Origin of the sequence: Streptomyces oryzae (genome assembly GCF_017676365.1) — a bacterium.
Taxonomy (GTDB): Bacteria; Actinomycetota; Actinomycetes; order Streptomycetales; family Streptomycetaceae; genus Streptomyces; species Streptomyces oryzae.
This window is the reverse complement of record NZ_JADKMA010000007.1, coordinates 20,313-36,196: the sequence shown is the minus strand read 5'-3', so window position 1 is coordinate 36,196 and position 15,884 is coordinate 20,313. Positions and strand designations below refer to the sequence as shown.

General features: G+C 72.6%; 13 protein-coding genes and 3 tRNA genes. 9 read left to right on the top strand and 7 right to left on the bottom strand.

The genetic code is table 11. The annotated features are described in order from the left end of the window. Positions 1–323 precede the first annotated feature (323 nt). The 3 genes from ITI46_RS02545 to ITI46_RS02535 all read left to right on the top strand — a co-directional run bounded on the left by ITI46_RS02545 (position 324) and on the right by ITI46_RS02535 (position 1,081). On the top strand, positions 324–641 hold the full coding sequence (locus ITI46_RS02545; protein WP_209237701.1) for a histone-like nucleoid-structuring protein Lsr2: 318 nt from the start codon (positions 324–326) through the stop codon (positions 639–641). Between the two features lie 216 nt (positions 642–857). Next, positions 858–929, top strand: a tRNA-Gly gene (locus tag ITI46_RS02540). A 79-nt stretch (positions 930–1,008) separates the two neighbouring features. Beyond that, positions 1,009–1,081: transfer RNA gene (locus tag ITI46_RS02535), tRNA-Gly, on the top strand. A gap of 164 nt (positions 1,082–1,245) precedes the next feature. On the opposite strand, the gene ITI46_RS02530 is transcribed toward ITI46_RS02535, so the two are convergent. From ITI46_RS02530 to ITI46_RS02520, 3 genes are all read right to left on the bottom strand, one after another. After that, on the bottom strand, positions 1,246–1,614 hold the full coding sequence (locus tag ITI46_RS02530; RefSeq protein WP_209237700.1) for a hypothetical protein: 369 nt from the start codon (positions 1,612–1,614) through the stop codon (positions 1,246–1,248). A gap of 149 nt (positions 1,615–1,763) precedes the next feature. Beyond that, positions 1,764–2,333: a hypothetical protein gene (locus ITI46_RS02525; protein WP_209237699.1), complete on the bottom strand. Its 570-nt coding sequence runs from the start codon at positions 2,331–2,333 to the stop codon at positions 1,764–1,766. Between the two features lie 371 nt (positions 2,334–2,704). Next, complete coding sequence (locus tag ITI46_RS02520; protein WP_209237698.1) at positions 2,705–3,895, bottom strand: helix-turn-helix domain-containing protein; 1,191 nt, start codon at positions 3,893–3,895, stop codon at positions 2,705–2,707. A gap of 365 nt (positions 3,896–4,260) precedes the next feature. Here ITI46_RS02520 and ITI46_RS02515 point away from each other — a divergent pair, with 365 nt between their 5' ends. The 5 genes from ITI46_RS02515 to ITI46_RS02495 all read left to right on the top strand — a co-directional run bounded on the left by ITI46_RS02515 (position 4,261) and on the right by ITI46_RS02495 (position 8,218). Further along, entirely contained in the window at positions 4,261–5,223 is a 963-nt protein-coding gene (locus tag ITI46_RS02515; protein ID WP_209237697.1) for an ABC transporter ATP-binding protein, read from the top strand. After that, positions 5,220–6,041 (top strand): ABC transporter permease, encoded by an 822-nt coding sequence (locus ITI46_RS02510; RefSeq protein ID WP_209237696.1) that lies wholly within the window; start codon positions 5,220–5,222, stop codon positions 6,039–6,041. The genes ITI46_RS02515 and ITI46_RS02510 overlap by 4 nt, the downstream gene beginning before the upstream one ends. Before the next feature lie 72 nt (positions 6,042–6,113). Next, positions 6,114–7,442 carry a histidine kinase gene (locus ITI46_RS02505; protein WP_209237695.1) on the top strand — a complete coding sequence of 443 codons (1,329 nt, stop codon included), beginning with the start codon at positions 6,114–6,116 and terminating at the stop codon, positions 7,440–7,442. Further along, on the top strand, positions 7,435–8,067 hold the full coding sequence (locus ITI46_RS02500; protein WP_307808035.1) for a response regulator: 633 nt from the start codon (positions 7,435–7,437) through the stop codon (positions 8,065–8,067). The genes ITI46_RS02505 and ITI46_RS02500 overlap by 8 nt, the downstream gene beginning before the upstream one ends. Positions 8,068–8,145: 78 nt before the next feature. Further along, positions 8,146–8,218: transfer RNA gene (locus tag ITI46_RS02495), tRNA-Gly, on the top strand. A 77-nt stretch (positions 8,219–8,295) separates the two neighbouring features. Here ITI46_RS02495 and ITI46_RS02490 read toward each other — a convergent pair. The 4 genes from ITI46_RS02490 to purD form a co-directional block, all read right to left on the bottom strand. Continuing rightward, the gene (locus tag ITI46_RS02490; RefSeq protein WP_209237694.1) at positions 8,296–9,207 is read right to left on the bottom strand and encodes a phosphoribosylaminoimidazolesuccinocarboxamide synthase; all 912 of its coding nucleotides are present in this window, start codon (positions 9,205–9,207) and stop codon (positions 8,296–8,298) included. 145 nt (positions 9,208–9,352) lie between these two features. Continuing rightward, positions 9,353–10,882: a N,N-dimethylformamidase beta subunit family domain-containing protein gene (locus tag ITI46_RS02485; protein ID WP_209237735.1), complete on the bottom strand. Its 1,530-nt coding sequence runs from the start codon at positions 10,880–10,882 to the stop codon at positions 9,353–9,355. Between the two features lie 342 nt (positions 10,883–11,224). Further along, positions 11,225–13,357 (bottom strand): hypothetical protein, encoded by a 2,133-nt coding sequence (locus tag ITI46_RS02480; RefSeq protein WP_209237693.1) that lies wholly within the window; start codon positions 13,355–13,357, stop codon positions 11,225–11,227. A gap of 346 nt (positions 13,358–13,703) precedes the next feature. Then, positions 13,704–14,978, bottom strand: coding sequence for a phosphoribosylamine--glycine ligase (purD, locus tag ITI46_RS02475; RefSeq protein WP_209237692.1), 1,275 nt, complete (start codon positions 14,976–14,978; stop codon positions 13,704–13,706). Positions 14,979–15,171: 193 nt separating this feature from the next. Between purD and ITI46_RS02470 the strand changes: the two genes are divergently transcribed. Beyond that, positions 15,172–15,864 (top strand): SLATT domain-containing protein, encoded by a 693-nt coding sequence (locus tag ITI46_RS02470; RefSeq protein ID WP_209237691.1) that lies wholly within the window; start codon positions 15,172–15,174, stop codon positions 15,862–15,864. The last annotated feature ends 20 nt before the right edge of the window (positions 15,865–15,884 follow it).

Genomic DNA, 15,884 nt, shown 5'->3' with positions numbered 1-15,884 from the left:
TGCGATACGTGCTGCGATGTGGGCCGCGGTGCGAGCCGTAACCTGTGCGGATCCTGGTGGGACTTCGCGAAGCACTGGGAAAACCGGCGGGAAAAAAGTAGGGTCCCGATTGCGGCCGGAACCGGAAACAATTCCGCGGGCCACAATTTTGTGCGCCCTTTGCACTTCGGTGCACTCCGGTACCCGCGCGCAGCACCTAGTTGAATAAGAACCTGTCTCCTACTCGGGTTCACCCCGCATACCCGCCGGTCGGCGGGGGCCTGCCGACGACGCCGTAATGCCGGGTGACCCCCTTTCGTGATCCTGAGGAAGGACCGATATCCGTGGCACAGCGTGTAGTAGTGATGCTCTCCGACGACATCGATGGCGGAGAAGCGGCGGAGACGGTCTCCTTCGGCCTGGACGGCAAGACATACGAGATCGATCTGAACTCCGACAACGCGAAGCGGCTCCGCACCGAGCTGGCCCCCTTCGTCGAGGCCGGCCGCAAGCGGGCGAAGTCCGGCAAGACCTACCGCCGGACCTCGATCGACCCCGACCCGCGTGCGGTGCGCGCATGGGCGGAGTCCAACGGCTTCGACGTACCGGCGCGGGGGCGCATCCCGAAGAAGGTGTACGAGGCGTTCCGCGCCGCGAGCTGACCGCCGGGGTCGAGGGGGCAGCGGAACGAGGCGGCGGCGGCCGCCCCGCCGCCCCTCCCGGCGCTGACGGCGGTGGCGGAGCCCTCTCCGGCAGGGGGCAGGAAGAACCGGAACGGAAGCTGCTGGGGCTCGACTTGCCAGAGCCCCCGGGTGATCGGCTAGAGTCAAGGCACGCCGCGAGGGGGACCCCGAAAGGGGAAGACCTCAAGCAAGCGTGCGGGTGTAGCTCAGTAGTAGAGCGCCCTCTTTCCAAGAGGGAGGCGCAGTGTGCGATTCCTGTCACCCGCTCTCCGGTACCGACCGTCGATCGGAAACGATCAGGTACAGTATTGGTCGCGCCACTCGGTGAGAGCCGGGTGGAGGCAATGCGGACGTAGCTCAGTTGGTAGAGCGCAACCTTGCCAAGGTTGAGGTCGCGAGTTCGAGCCTCGTCGTCCGCTCGGTCTCATTGAGATGCCCGGCTGGTTCTCTCCAGCCGGGCATCTTTGCGTAAGCCCCGGCGCGTACGCCCAACGTCCCGCGCGGCAGCGCTCCCCCTTCCCCCCTCCGCTGCATACCGTCCGGTCGGTTGGCGAAAGAGGGGCCCGCGACCCGAGGCAAAGCTTCACTGCGGCGGATCCGGACACCGCTCACCCGCGCGCGGGCACACCAGCACACACCGCACCACCAACTGCCCGTGCGAGTAGTACCCCGCGTACGCATCAGCCCCCCGCTCAACGCATTCCCGCAGATACTGCAGCTTCCCGTCGACGTCCCGCGGCGGCGCAGCCCGCACTTCCTTCTTCAACCACGCCCAGGCATCCCCCGGATCGGTAAAGGTCCCCGCCCGCATCTGCTGCGGCTTGCGGAACCAGTGGCTGACCGTGTTCGGCGGCACGGCCGCCTGAAGGTTCCGCGCCTCGCTGTCCTTGGGCCACCGCCCTCCGGTGTAGGCGTACGCGTGCCAGTGCACCGTCCGGTCTTCCTTCCTCACGGGCACGGCACCCCGCTCCGCGGACGGGACGCCACGCTGCCAGGATCAGCGCCTGCATGGTGCCCCTCCTTCCGCCGGATTCCTCGGCGGACCCGCCTCCGGGCCCAAGGCCGTCACGCGTTTGGAGTGGAAGCCGCACGCACCCCCGGTCAGCAGCCCTCGGCCCGGCTGCGCGGAACCCGTCGGCAGATGGCATCAACGGCCTCGGGAATCTCCTCGGGATCTGCGGGCAGCCCCGCACACACCGCACAGCGCAGCTCCTCCCGCCCAGGCCCGGACCCACGCTCATAGCTGCGCACCTGAAGGCAGCGATCGGTCCCACAGACCGCACACCGATACGGAGCGGGCGGCAACACCCCGGTCCGGCCAGCGACCACCAGCCGCACCGCCGCTTCCATCTGAACCTCCGACGCAATCCACGCCAACTGCCCGACCGGCAACCGGAACGACGCGTCCGCGAGGGTCGATGCCCTGTGCCAGACAGCAGCCTCCTGCACCGCCCAAACGGCCACACGGCTGGCGTCATGGGTGCCCCGATGCCGCACCTCGGCATGGCGAGCGCGCCAGGCAAGGCGGGTGAGGACGGCGGCCCGCTGCTCCCCATCAGCGCCATCCCACGTGCCACGCAGAAACTCACTCCCCAGCACACCCTCGACCCCGACACCCTCAACCCACTCAGCCAGCAGCCGAAGCAACGCCAACTCCCGCTTCTCAGCCACCGGCCACCCCCGGCCGAGGACGGCAACGCGCCCGGATCACCGTGGTCCCGTCCTCCTCAGTGCTGACCAGCCTGATCGGCTTGCCACAGTTGCGGCAGGTGCCGTATGCGCCCTTTGGGCTGTGGCAGCTGTGGCCGGCCGAGCTCATGGGCAGGCCGCCTCGTTGAAACGGTCGTTCACTCGGGTTTTCGCGCGTGTCTTCGGTCTGCGCCGTCATGGGTGCCCTCAGTCATGTCTACGCCGGGATTTGGCCCGGCTATTTCGACGGTGATCGCCTGATCACTGACCGTAGGGTCGCTCCGGCGTCGGCCACCATGGCACTTTCAGCGGCGCCGCCTGCGAAGTGCCAACGAGTTCCCGGGAGTTACGCCCTACAGAGGCAGCCGGACGGCATCAGCGAGCCCGCGCATATCCGGGGTCAGCGTGCGCCGCCGCCGGACGATCCGTCCCAGGATGTCCCGGGCGTACCGCTGCTGCGGCAGCCACTGAGGGGACGCGGCCCGGATCTGTTGCAGCACGTCCACGGCCTCCCCGTATCGGCGAAGCCGTGCGTGGGCGTCGGCGACATCGAGAAGGTGCCTGTTGCGGTTGTTCGACGTGGGCCGCAGCTCAGTGAGCGGGACCTGCTCGGAGACCGCCAGCACGCGGTCCGGGCGCCCCGTCACCGCCTCGTGCTCGGCGCATTTCAGCACCACGGTGGTGGGGCCGAAGGTGCGCAGCCAGTCGCCTCCCGGCGAGTGCTCACGGCCAAGGGCCGCAGCCGCAGCGCTCGCCATACGGAGGGCGTCCGCCGCCTGCTCCTGACGAGCATCACGCACCGACGCCGCCGCGACCCGCAGCATCATCCAGCCCCAGGTGGCCAGTTCGTCCGCCGTCGCGCGGGACAGCCGCGGCTCGGTCTCGTCCGCCCATCGCTCGGCCAGCTCGCGTGCTTCGGCCACACGACCGGTCCGCAGGAGGAGCCAGTACTGGATGACGGCTGTCGCCGCGCCGTCCAGCGGGTCGGTCGCCTGCGCGAGTGCCCGGTCCAGAGCATGCGTCGCTGCCTCGAACTGACGGTTCTGCGTCAGCAGCCACCCCGTCAGCTGAAGCAACCGGCCCCGGACCGCGCGGGCAGGCGGGTCCTCGTCGTCCAGTGCGTCGGCATCGCGCAGCAGCTGAGGGAGCACCACTGCCAGCTCCGCGAACCGGTCGCCCGCGAACAGCGGCTCGGTGGCGCGCAAGGCTTCACCCAGCCCCCGCGCGGTGGGCTCGGTGTCCGACAGTTCGGACGGCTGTCGGGGAACGGTGAGCGCCGCGCGTACCTGTTCCCAGGGCTCGACGGGCACCGCGTCGTCCATACCCTCGCCATGTCGCAACAGCGCGCTGGTGGGCATGCGCAATGCGACGGCCAACGCCCGTGCCGTCTCCAACCGCGTGTCATGGAGCTCCCGTTGCTCCAGCTTGCGGATGAGGGATACGGACACCCCCGATGCGGAAGCCAGCCCCCGTTGCGTCAGCCCGGCGCGCTTCCTCGCCTCGCGGAGCCGAGTGCCGATGTGCATGTCGCTGCTCTCCGGCATACGTGCTCTCCGTTCTGACCTTCGACACTCAAAACGGTACGCCCGCAATCCGGCAGCCGCAGCGGCCTCCTTTTCAGGGCTCGGCCGCGTTGATGGCCGGCTCTGGCTCCCGCACCATTGCAAACGGACCGGGCGGTATGCGTCATGACGGGACTGCGCATCCGGCGTCACGGGCTGCCGGCGGGTCGCGATGAGGAGCGGGTGACGCTGTTGGTCGAACGTGACCACGTCCGTGTGCGGGCTCGGTACGAAGAACCGCGCCGAGGGGGCGGCGCCTTGGAGCCGGCCCTCGGAATGACGTTTGTCATTCGTACCCATGACGGCCCGCACTCCCTCCGTGCCCCGGGCGGCGGAAGAGTGGAGGCATGGATGCGATCGAGGTTGAAGGGCTGAAGCGCCGGTACGCGGCGGAGTCGGGAGCGGGCGGGGAGGGGTTCGAGGCCGTGCGGGGGATCTCGTTCTCCGTGCGGGAGGGGGAGATCTTCGCGCTGCTCGGCACCAATGGGGCGGGGAAGACGTCCACGGTGGAGGTGCTGGAGGGGCTGGCGCGGCCCAGTGGGGGGACGGTACGGGTGCTGGGGTTCGATCCGTACGGGGAGCGGGCCTTTGTGCGAGCGCGTACCGGGGTGATGCTTCAGGAGGGCGGCTTTCCGTCCGAGTTGACCGTCGGCGAGACGGCGACGATGTGGGCGGGGGTCACCAGTGAGGCGCGACCGCCAGGTGAGGCGCTGGAGTTGGTCGGGCTGGGTGGCAGGGGCGGCGTACGGGTCAAGCAGCTGTCCGGGGGCGAGAAGCGGCGGCTGGATCTGGCGCTGGCGCTGATCGGGCGGCCCGAGGTGCTGTTCCTGGACGAGCCGACGACGGGCATGGACCCCGAAGGGCGCCGGGACACCGCCGAGTTGGTGCGAGCGCTGCGGGCCGAGGGCACGACGGTGCTGCTGACCACCCACTATCTGGAGGAGGCCGAGCAGCTGGCCGACCGGCTGGCGATCATGCAGGCCGGGCGGATCGTGGCGTCGGGCACCCCCGAGCAGGTGGTCGCCGAACGGCCCTCGCGGATCACCTTCCGGCTGCCGGCCGGGGTCAGGGCCGAGCGGCTGCCGCTGTCCGTACCCGCCGCTGTGGACGGCCGCGCGGTGACGGTGCGGACGTACGAGCTCCAGCAGGCGCTGACCGAACTGCTGCTGTGGGCACGGGAGTCCGGAATCACGCTGGAGGGTCTGCAGGCGAAGTCGGCCTCCCTGGAGGAGGCGTTCTTGGAGATCGCCCAGGCCGGTAACCGGCTGGGGCGGGACGATCAGCAACTCATGACGGGGGTTGGGGCATGAGCAGTACGACGACGATGGCTGAAGTGGCGGCGGAAGGCCGCATGGGCAGGGCGAGCAGGCTGTCGGCGCGGCGGGTGCGGGCGCTGGCCCGCGCCGAGCTGACGCTGCTGATCCGCAACAGGTCGGCGCTGTTCGTCGTGCTGCTGCTGCCGACCGTGATGACGTTCTCGCTGAAGTCCGCCGCCGGCCAGGCGGATCTGTCCGGCACCGGACTCTCGGTGGGCACCGCCGTGCTGCCGGGCTCGGTGGGGATGGTGCTGCTGTTCGCCGTCTACAGCAATCTCGTCGGCGTCTATGTGGGCCGCCGCGAGGAGCTGGTGCTCAAGCGGCTGCGTACGGGGGAGGCGGACGACCTGGAGATACTGGGCGCCGCCGCGCTGCCGTCGGTCACCATCGGCGTCGTCCAATCGGCGCTGCTGCTGGCGGGCGGGGCGCTGCTGCTGGACGCGGGGGCGCCGGCGCGCCCTGACCTGGTGGTGGCGGGGCTGGTGCTCGGGCTGCTGCTGACGGCGATGCTGGCCGCCGCCTCGGCCGCGTACACGCGGACCGCCGAGCTGGCGCAGCTCACGCCGATGCCGCTGATGCTGGCGACGTTCGCCGGGTCCGGGGTCTTCGTCCCGCTGGAGGTCTACCCCGACCGGCTCGCCGAGATCTGCCGCTGGCTCCCGATGACGCCGGTGATGGACCTGCTGCGGAGCGGCTGGACGGAACAGCTAAGCGGGCCCGGGACGCTGCGGGCGCTGGCGGTCGTGGCGGGCTGGGCGGTGCTGGCAGCCCTTGTGGTGCGGCGCCGGTTCCGGTGGGAGCCCCGCCGCTGACCGGCCGCGGGGCCGGTGGCCTGGCGGCTGCCGCATACGGTGTGCCGTGACCGAGACGAGGAGGGATCGCCGATGATCCGCTGGGGGCGGCAGAAACGGCGGAGCTGGCGGCAGCGCAGCAAGCTGGAGCAGGTCGAGGTGTCCACCCGCTGGATGCTGCTGCTCACACCGTGGATCTACTTCGTCAGCGGCATGCCGCAGTTCCTCATCCAGGTGACGTCCGCGCCGCGGCCGAAGGCGCTGGCCGGGGCCGTGGTGGTGCTGGGGTTCGTCCAGTGCGTGGTCGCGGTGCGCGGGCTGCGGCAGGGGGTCGACCACTATCTGGGGAAGGCCGAGGCCCGGCGGGGCCCGCTGGCCATCGTCGCGGGGGTCTTCGCCCTCAGTACGACGCTGGTCACGGTGCTGATCGCGCACGGGTGGGCGGGCGATACGGTCGGGCCCGCGATGGCGCTGTTCGCCGGCGTTCCTGGGCTGACGGGGGTGTACGGGCTCACCGTGCCGTGGCGCCGCTCCGCAGCGGTGACGGCGGCCGGCTCCGCGCTCGTGGCCGGTGTGTTCGCCGCGGCGGGCATGGCGTGGCCCAGCCTGCTGGGCACCCTGTTCGTGCTCGGGATCGGCGGGGTGACCGGGATCTTCACCCCGCGCTGCTCGGCCTGGTACATCGCCGTGATGCAAGAGCTCGACGAGGCGAAGGAGGCGCAGTCGCGGCTCGCGGTCGCGGAGGAGCGGCTGCGCTTCAGCCGGGACCTGCACGATGTGATGGGCCGCAATCTGTCCGTCATCGCGCTCAAGAGCGAGCTGGCGACCCAGCTGGCCCGGCGGGGCGCCGAGACGGCCGTCGAGCAGATGCGGGAGGTCCAGGAGCTGGCCCGCCAGTCGCAGACCGAGGTGCGTGCCGTGGTACGCGGCTACCGCGAGGCCGGACTGGAGACCGAACTCGCCGGGGCGCGCTCGGTGCTGCGGGCCGCGGGGGTGGACTGCCGTATCGAGTCCGCGGGGCCCGAGATGGCGCGGGAGGTGCAGTCGGCGCTGGGCTGGGTCGTGCGCGAGGGCGCCACCAATGTGCTGCGGCACGCAGAGGCGAGCCGCTGCACGGTGCGGCTCGGCGCCGGTGCGAGGGGCAGCGCCGTGCTGGTGATGGAGAACGACGGGCTGCGGCCTGAGGCTTCCCAGGGCGGGTCAGGCCTCACCGGGCTGCGCGAGCGCCTGGCAGCTCTCGACGGCACGCTGACCGCGGAACGCGACGAGTCCGCACAGCTCTACCGGCTGCGCGCCGAGATTCCGCTGGACGGCCGCCGCCCCTCCGCGGCGTCGGCTGAGCGTGAGGCCGAGCGTGCCGTCGGCGGGGTGGCGGGTGCGGGTGCGAGTGCTGTTGCGGGAGAGGGAGAGGGACGTGAGTGAGGAGGCGAGGGCGACGGAGCGCATCCGGGTGCTGCTGGCCGACGACGAGCATCTGATCCGGGGTGCGCTGGCCGCGCTGCTGGCGCTGGAGGAGGATCTGGCCATCGTCGCCGAGGCGGCCTCGGGCCCCGAGGCCATGGCCATGGCCCGGGCGCACCGCCCTGACGTGGCCGTACTGGACCTCCAGATGCCGGGCGCGGACGGGGTACGGGTCGCGGCCACGCTGCGCGAGTCGGTGCCGGAGTGCCGGACGATGATCGTCACCAGCCACGGCAGGCCGGGCCACCTCAAGCGGGCGCTGGCGGCGGGCGTGCGGGGCTTCGTACCGAAGACGGCCTCCGCGCAGCAGCTCGCGGAGATCATCCGTACCGTCCACGAGGGCAGCCGCTATGTGGACCCCGAGCTGGCCGCCGACGCCATCAGCGCGGGTGACTCGCCGCTGTCGGCCCGCGAAGCCGAGCTGCTGGAGCTGGCCGCTGACGGGGCACCGGTCGCGGAGATCGCCAAACGGGCTTCGCTGACCCAGGGCACCGTCCGCAACTACCTCTCGGCCGCCGCCGCCAAGCTGGGCGCCGAGAACCGGCACACGGCGGTGCGGAGGGCCCGCGAGCGGGGCTGGATCTGAGCCGGTCCCGGGCCCGGGGAGGTCCGGCTATACTGGGCCCCGCACCACGGCGGCCCACCAGGGCCGAGGGTGGCGCATGCGGACGTAGCTCAGTTGGTAGAGCGCAACCTTGCCAAGGTTGAGGTCGCGAGTTCGAGCCTCGTCGTCCGCTCGGTTCACGAGTGAAGGGCCCCGGTCTGCGGACCGGGGCCCTTCGGCGTGTGCGGGCCTCGCCAGTGTCGGCTTCCGTCAGCTCCAGGGGACACCGGTGAGGCGTTCGTACGCCTCGATGTAGCGGGCCCGGGTGGCCTCGACGACCTCGGCGGGCAGCGCGGGCGGCGGCTGCTCGGAGGTGCGGTCCCAGCCGGAGGCCGCGGAGGTCAGCCAGTCGCGTACGTACTGCTTGTCGAACGAGGGCTGGGAGCGGCCCGGCTGCCACTGTTCGGCGGGCCAGAAGCGGGACGAGTCGGGGGTGAGCACCTCGTCGGCGAGGGTGAGCACCGGCTCATCGCCCGTCTCGTCCCAGCCGAACTCGAACTTGGTGTCGGCCAGGATGATGCCCCGCTCACGGGCGATCTCGCGGCCCCGGTCGTACGCGGCGAGGGTGGCCTGGCGCAGTTCGGCGGCGGTCTCCGGGCCGACCTCGCGGGCCACCTCCTCGTAGGCGACGTTCTCGTCGTGCTCGCCCACGGCCGCCTTGGTGGCCGGGGTGAAGATCGAGCCGGGCAGCTCGGAGCCGTTCTCCAGACCGTCAGGGAGGGCGAGCCCGCACACCGTGCGGGACTCCTCGTACTCGGCCAGCCCCGACCCGGCGAGGTAGCCGCGGGCCACGCACTCGACGGGCACCATGCGCAGGGAGCGGCAGATCATGGTGCGGCCCTCCCAGTCGGCCGGTGCGCCCGCCGGCACCTCGGTGCTGAGCACGTGGTTGGGCAGCATGTCCGTCAGCTGCTCGAACCACCAGAGGGAGAGGCGGGTGAGGATGCGCCCCTTGTCCGGGATCTCGGTCGGCAGCACCCAGTCGTACGCGGACAGCCGGTCGCTGGCGACCATCACCAGGTTGCCGTCCTGGTTCCGGTAGAGGTCGCGCACCTTGCCCGTGTGCAGGTGCACCAGGCCGGGGACCTGGGCGGGCCCGGGCTTTTCGACGAATCCCGTCACGTTCTTTCCTCTCTGGGGGCAGCCGACGCATTCGGCGGGTGCCCCAATCCTCCCTCGTCCCCACCTCGCCGCCGGACCTTGCCCCGCATGGGCGGCATGCGCCTCGCAGGATTCGCCGGACGCGCGTCAGCCCCTCTTGCACGCGTCAGTCCCTCTTGCAAATGCGGTCCAGCAGATTACTCGTGGCCCGCTGCACGCGAGTGTCGACGTACCCGGGACGGTCCAGCGCCGGGGACCAGGCGAAGGTCCCGGAGGAGAAGACCAGCGCACCGGAGGGGGCACGGTAGAGCGAGGTCTCCTGATGCCGCTTGGCCCCACCGCGATCGTGGTAGGGCGAGTGCGCCAGCAAGATGCGGGAGGTGTGCTCCGGAAGCACCGTGCGCGGGTAGTAACGATCCGCCTCACCCGCGACGAGTCCGGGCAACTCGTCGCCCTCGCAGGCGCCGGTGGACTCCCACAGCCAGTGGTCCGCATTGCGGACGATCAGCGGGTAGGGCTCGGCGACCTGGCCGGCGTACTGGATACCCAGCAGCGCCTGCTCGGGCCGGCCCTGCTCCCGCCACAGTGCGGGGCGCCCGGGCCCCCGCCGTTTTCGGCAGGTCAGCAGCCGGTCCGGGGCGCCCGAGGGCAGCGCGTCGAGTTCGACCTGCCAGTACATGGTGTTGGCCGAGAGGAACACCAGCGCTGTGCCGCTGTCCCGGGCCCGCTCGGCAGCCCGGCGCATGGGCACGGACCAGTACTCGTCGTGGCCGGGGAAGACCAGCCCCCGGTAGCGGGTGGGGTCGATGTTCCCGGCGTGCAGATCGCGGGTGTCGGCGTAGGCCAGGTCGTAGCCGTACCGCTCGGCCCAGCGGATGAAGTCGTAGGCGTGGCCCACATGCAGGGGCAGCCCCGAGCCCGCGTACGGGCGGTCGAAGGAGACGGTCATCGCCGCCTCGCTCTCCCCGAGCAGCCGCCCCTGGTCGTCCCAGGCGTGGTAGAGGCTGGCGCCGGTGCGGCCGTCCTCGGGGAAGAGGTTGTACGCCTGCCACGTCACATCGGGGAGGACGAGCAGCAGGTCGGCGGGGTCGCGGTCGCGAACGGTGAACGGGATGTGCGAGCGGTGGCCGTCGGCGGTGGTCAGCACCGCGACATAGGCGCCGGTGGACCAGTAGTCGGGGATCTGGAGCCGCCAGGAGAGCCACCAGTGGTGGCAGGAGACGGTGCGGTCCGCGGTGAGCGGCGCCGGCTGCATGATGCCGGACAGCCGCGGACTCGTAGTGATCTTCGTAGCGCCCGCCCCGCCGTAGTGGCCGATGCGGTAGACGTCCACGCTGAAGGGCTGCGGCGGATTGACGGTGATCCGGAAGTCGATGGACTCGCCGGGCGGGGTGCCGCCGGCCACGGAAGCGAAGCCCTTGATCTGGCAGCGCACATCGTCGGCGGTGGGCGGGGCGCTGCTGGACAGCCCGCGGGTGCGCGGCTTGGGCACGGTCTGATCGCAGCGCGCCAGCGCCCGCACCAGCTCCGGGGTACGGGAGGTCTGGCCGGGTGCCTGGTCGACGCAGTCGACGTACCAGGGGACGAGGCGGCCGTTCTCGAAGTAGTTCTCACTCACCCGCAGCCAGGGCAACGGGCCCTGGCCGAACGGATCGGTCACGGCGTGGGCCAGCGCCCCCGACTCCCACCGCCGCATCGGCTCGGCCGCCGCCTCGCTCCCGAGAGCCGCCTTCCTGCCGAGAGCTGCCTCCCTCCCAAGAGCCGCCTCGTTTCCGAGAGCCGCCTCGTTCCGGCGAGTTGCCTCGTTTCCGCGAGTTGCCTCGCTCCCGGGATGCAGGGACTGCTGCTCTGCCTGCGCACGCCGCTCGGCTTCACGTACGGGCTGCCCGGTCCGCTCGGTTCCCATCGCTGCTCCCTCCCCGGCACCCTCGCTCCGCTCCACCGTGCTGCCGCTGTGCCGCGGGTGTGACGGCAGACAGCACATCACATTACGCAAGGGTGTGGTCACCCTTCGTCGCTAAATGGCTGGAGATGATCTTCAGACGAGCCGAACGGGCTTCTCCGGTCGGACACCGACAGCGGCCAGCCAGTCCCGCAGCCCCGCCGTCTCACCGTCCTCGACGAGTGCGAGCACCAGTGCGGACAGCTCGCTGGTGCGCCGGCCCTCGACGTACAGCGCCGGGCCGTCCAGCCAGTCCAGCCCCGGTGTCGCACCCGCCGTGTCCACGGCGGCGCAGCAGACGGCTGCGGTGATGTGGTCGGCCAGCAGCTCCTTGCCACCGCGCGGCGGCTGGAGCGGCAGCCCCATGGGGGCCAGGGGCGCGAGGTGCGTGCTCCCCGCACCCGGCAGGGGCCCCGCGCCGGGGCTCGCACCGATGACCCCGGGGGCGCTCGCCGTCTGGACGCGCGCCACCTCCGCGCTGATACGCGCGGCCAGCGCGTCGATCCCGCCCGGCGATGCGAACCGGTCGAGCACACGGGCCAGCGTCGGCCCCGCCAACGTGTGCCCGGCAGCGCCCGCAGGCAGCGCCGCGCCGCCGGGTGCCGAGGACGGATCGTCGCCGTTGCGGGAACTGTCGCGCTCCGGTCTCAGGGAGCCGTGTCCCTCCGGTGACCTCAGGGAGCTGCGCCCCTCCGGTCTCAGCGCGCTGTCGCGCTCCGGCCTCAGAGGTCTCTCGCCTCCCGATACCGGGCGTCTGTCGCCCCCCGGCGTCGGGCGTCTGTCGCCTTCGGGCACCGGGGGACCGGCGGCACCCACAGCCCCGACTGCGGAACTCCGCGCCGAGTGCCCGACTGCCAGCGGGGAGGCCGCGTCTTCGGCGGCGCGAGGGGTGCCGGCCGAGGCCGGTGAGGGTGCGCCCGTGGCGTCCAGCGCGGCGAAGAGGCGCGCCGCCTCCGAGCGCCAGATGCGGTCGACGACCTCCTCCGGATACGCGGACCACTCGACCGGCGTCCACTCCGGCGCCGTCTGCCGCAGTCCGGCCGCGGGCACCGGTGGGCAGGGCCCCAGAAAGAGGCGGGCGGCGAGCAGCGAGACCGCGCCGTCCACGGTGCCCGGCTCTTTCAGCAGGTCGCAGGCGGGGCGTTCGCCGAGCCGCGAGGTGAAGCCCTCCGCGAGCCGGTCGCGGCGGGAGAGCTCGGTCAGCGCCGAGACCACTCCGGCGTCCAGCCGGGTGGGCCACAGGCCGAGCCGCCAGGCGGGCAGTGCCACCCGGGTCAGCAGCCGGTCCCACCCGGCATAGGCGAGACCGACCTGTTCCTGCGCCGCGACCCGCAACCCGTGGCCGACGGCCTGGGCGCGGTCGGCGGCGGCAGCGGCGACGCCCTGCTCCATCGCGGCGGCGTACGGGCCGGCGGCGCGGAGCATCAGCCGGGCGAGCGGCCCCACCAGCCGGTGCACCGCCCGGCGCAGCAGTGCCGCGCCCCCGCGCAGGGCGCGCCCGAGCGGTCCTGGCCCGCCCAGTGCGGCGGCGAGCGGTCCCGGTGGTCCCGGCCCCCAGACCGAGGCGTGGCCGGGGCCGCGGGCCGGGTCGGAAGGCCGCTCGGCACCGGCGACTGCCGCGTCCAGCCCGCGGACGAAGCGCCGCGCTGCCGCTATGTCGGGGTGGGCCGAGGGCCCGGTGCCCGCCACCACGGGGGCGAGCAGCGCGCGCAGTTCGGCGACGCGCATCCACCACAGGAACGGCGAGCCGATGACCAGGACGGGGGCCGCGCCGCGCGCCGAGCCCTCGCCGGTGTCCGCGCGGAAGTGCGTGCGGTCCTCCAGCCAGCTGTCGCAGTCCGGTGTCAGCGCGATGGCCGAGGGGGCGGGGACCTCCAGCCGGTCGGCGAGGTCACGGACCAGGGCGTGCAGATCGGGCGCCGCGCCCTCCTCGACGGGCACCGTCGGCGAGACGGCCGGGCGGCCCCCGGCGATGACGAGCCCGGCGACCACGGCGCAGGCCAGGGCGGCGACGGCCAGCCCGGTGACCGCCCAGCGGGCGGCGTCCCATCCAGGCCCCGGGCCGAACTGTCCCGTCGTACGCCCCACCCACAGGATCACGGCGGCGGCTGCCGGGAGCAGCGCCAGCGCGAGCGCCGTACTGCGCACCCGGAGCACGGCGAGGGCGTGGGCGCGCGGGGAGCGCGCGACCGTGCGCCGGCCGGGGAGGGGTCCACCGGAACCGCTCACATCTCACCCCCGCACCTTTCAGGCCGCAGCCGGGCTCTCCGGCTTCCACCCACTGTGTCACCGCGCTCCGACACCGCAATGCGCGCTGCGCCAGTCGGAGGGACGGTTCGAGACCGCTCGGCGCCACGTCGGCGGGCCGCGCGCGAACAGTCCGTACTCCGGTCCGCACACCGCCCGCGTGACGGCCGGACGGCGGCCTCACGGCGCTTGTTCGGCACCATAGTTGGGGCCCTGGCAGGCGTCAGCCGTAAGCGGGCGTCGTCACTCGATGGAATGGCTTTGGGGAGAGCTCTTGCCCGGGCGGGACCAGGGGTATATGGGTCAGCTCCCTTGACAAGCGGCCAGGTCAGCCCTCGACGGCACCGGCCGCGGCGCGCTCCGCGATGTCCTTGCGGTGGTGCGAGCCCGCCAGCCGGACGCGGCCGACGGCCGCGTAGGCACGGTCCCGGGCCTCGGTGAGGTCCGCGCCGGTCGCGGTGACCGACAGGACCCGGCCGCCCGCGCTGCGCACCGTGCCGTCCTCGTCGGCCTTGGTGCCCGCGTGCAGTACGTACGCCCGCGGCCCGTCCTCCCGCTCGATCGCGTCCAGCCCCTCGATGACATCACCCGTACGAGGCGCAGCGGGGTAGCCGTGTGCCGCGACCACGACCGTGACCGCCGCGCCGTCGCTCCAGCGCAGCGCCGGGAAGTCGGCGAGCGCCCCGGTGGCCGCCGCGTACAGCAGCCCGCCCAGCGGCGTACGGAGCCGGGCCAGCACGGCCTGCGTCTCCGGGTCGCCGAACCGGGCGTTGAACTCGATGACCCGCACCCCGCGCGAGGTGAGGGCGAGCCCCGCGTACAGCAGCCCGGAGAAGGGGGTGCCGCGGCGGCGCAGTTCGGCGACGGTGGGCTCCAAAACCGTGGTGGTGATCTCGTCCACCAGCTTCGGGTCCGCCCACGGCAGCGGCGAATAGGCGCCCATGCCGCCGGTGTTGGGGCCCTCGTCGGCGTCGTAGGCGCGCTTGAAGTCCTGCGCGGGCTGGAGGGGTACGACGGTCTCGCCGTCGGTCACCGCGAAGAGGGACACCTCGGGGCCGTCCAGGAACTCCTCGATGACGACGGCGCCGCCGCAGGCGCGGGCGTGGGCGCGTGCCTGCTCGATGTCGTCGGTCACCACGACGCCCTTACCGGCGGCGAGCCCGTCGTCCTTGACGACGTAGGGCGGGCCGAACGCGTCCAGCGCGGTGTCGGCCTCCTCTGGCGTGGTGCACACATAGCTGCGTGCCGTGGGGACGCCGGCGCCCGCCATGATCTCCTTGGCGAACGCCTTGGATCCCTCCAGCATGGCGGCCTCGGCGGACGGGCCGAAGACGGGGATGCCGCGGGCGCGTACCGCGTCGGCGACGCCCGCGACCAGCGGGGCCTCGGGGCCGATGACGACGAGGTCGGCGCTGACCTCCTCGGATGCCGCGAGCGCGGCGACCGCCTCGCCGTCGAGCGCGTCCACGGCGTGCGGCGTGGCCACCTCGGCGGTCCCGGCGTTGCCGGGCGCGCAGTGCACGGCACCGACCTCGGGGTCGAGGGAGAGCGAGCGACAGATTGCGTGTTCGCGGGCACCGCCGCCAATGACCAGAATCCTCACGCCGCCAACCCTAACGGCCCGCGCGGGCTCACCCGTGCGGCCCTTACGAGTGACACAGTGGCGTCCTATACCCGACCGTGCGCCACTTCTGGGGGGAAATCGGCGCGGATCGTCGGCGTGGTCCCACTTTTGGCGGTAGGAATTGAGGCCGCCGGGAACGCGGGGGCAGGACGGGCAGGACGAAGGAGCATGCGTGAAGCGGGTCAAGCAGCCGGATCTGCTGGGGCGGGGGTTCCCGTCCGGGGACTGGAACGAGCCCGCCGAGCGCCTCGAGGAGCTGTACCAGTGGGTGGAGCAGGAGGCGATGCGCCTCGTCGAGTGGTATCTCGCGGACCGGGTACGCAAGCGCCGGTGGGCGCGGTGGCTGCGGGCCGGCGTCGTGGCGGGGGCCGCGGTGGGTGCGCTGGTGCCGCTGGCCGATCTGGCGGGCGTCGCGTTAGCGCACGGGCACTCCGGCTACGTCGGTTACGTCGCGCTGCTGTTCGCCGCGGTGTGCGCGCTGTCGGACCGCTGGCTCGGGCTGACGTCCGGGTGGATGCGGGACATCGCCGCCGCGCTGGCCGTGCACCGGCGGCTGGAGATGCTGCGGTACGAGTGGGCCGCCGAGAACGTCCGTGAGGTGCTGGGCCCCGCCGAGGGCACGGCCGGGGAGGCGGCGGAGCGGGCGCTGGCCGTGCTCCGCCGCTTCTCGGAGGACGTGAACGAGACCGTACGGGCCGAGACGGTGGACTGGATGGTCGCCTTCCGTACTGCGGGCTCCCCCCTCACGCTGGCCTCGCCGAGTGCGGGGCCCGGCGGCCGGGGCACCTCGATGCGCAGGCTGCCCCCGCCGAACGGGGCCGGGGGCTGGGCCACCATGCCGAGGCAGCGGCCACCGGGCGGCTGACGGGAGACGTCTCAGAGGCC

Excerpts from the sequence above, each read along its gene's own strand:
- ITI46_RS02515 (WP_209237697.1), top strand. The coding sequence starts at position 4,261 with ATGGATGCGATCGAGGTTGAAGGGCTGAAGCGCCGGTACGCGGCGGAG.
- ITI46_RS02510 (WP_209237696.1), top strand. The coding sequence starts at position 5,220 with ATGAGCAGTACGACGACGATGGCTGAAGTGGCGGCGGAAGGCCGCATG.
- ITI46_RS02485 (WP_209237735.1), bottom strand. The coding sequence starts at position 10,882 with ATGCGGCGGTGGGAGTCGGGGGCGCTGGCCCACGCCGTGACCGATCCG.
- ITI46_RS02505 (WP_209237695.1), top strand. The coding sequence starts at position 6,114 with ATGATCCGCTGGGGGCGGCAGAAACGGCGGAGCTGGCGGCAGCGCAGC.
- ITI46_RS02520 (WP_209237698.1), bottom strand. The coding sequence starts at position 3,895 with ATGCCGGAGAGCAGCGACATGCACATCGGCACTCGGCTCCGCGAGGCG.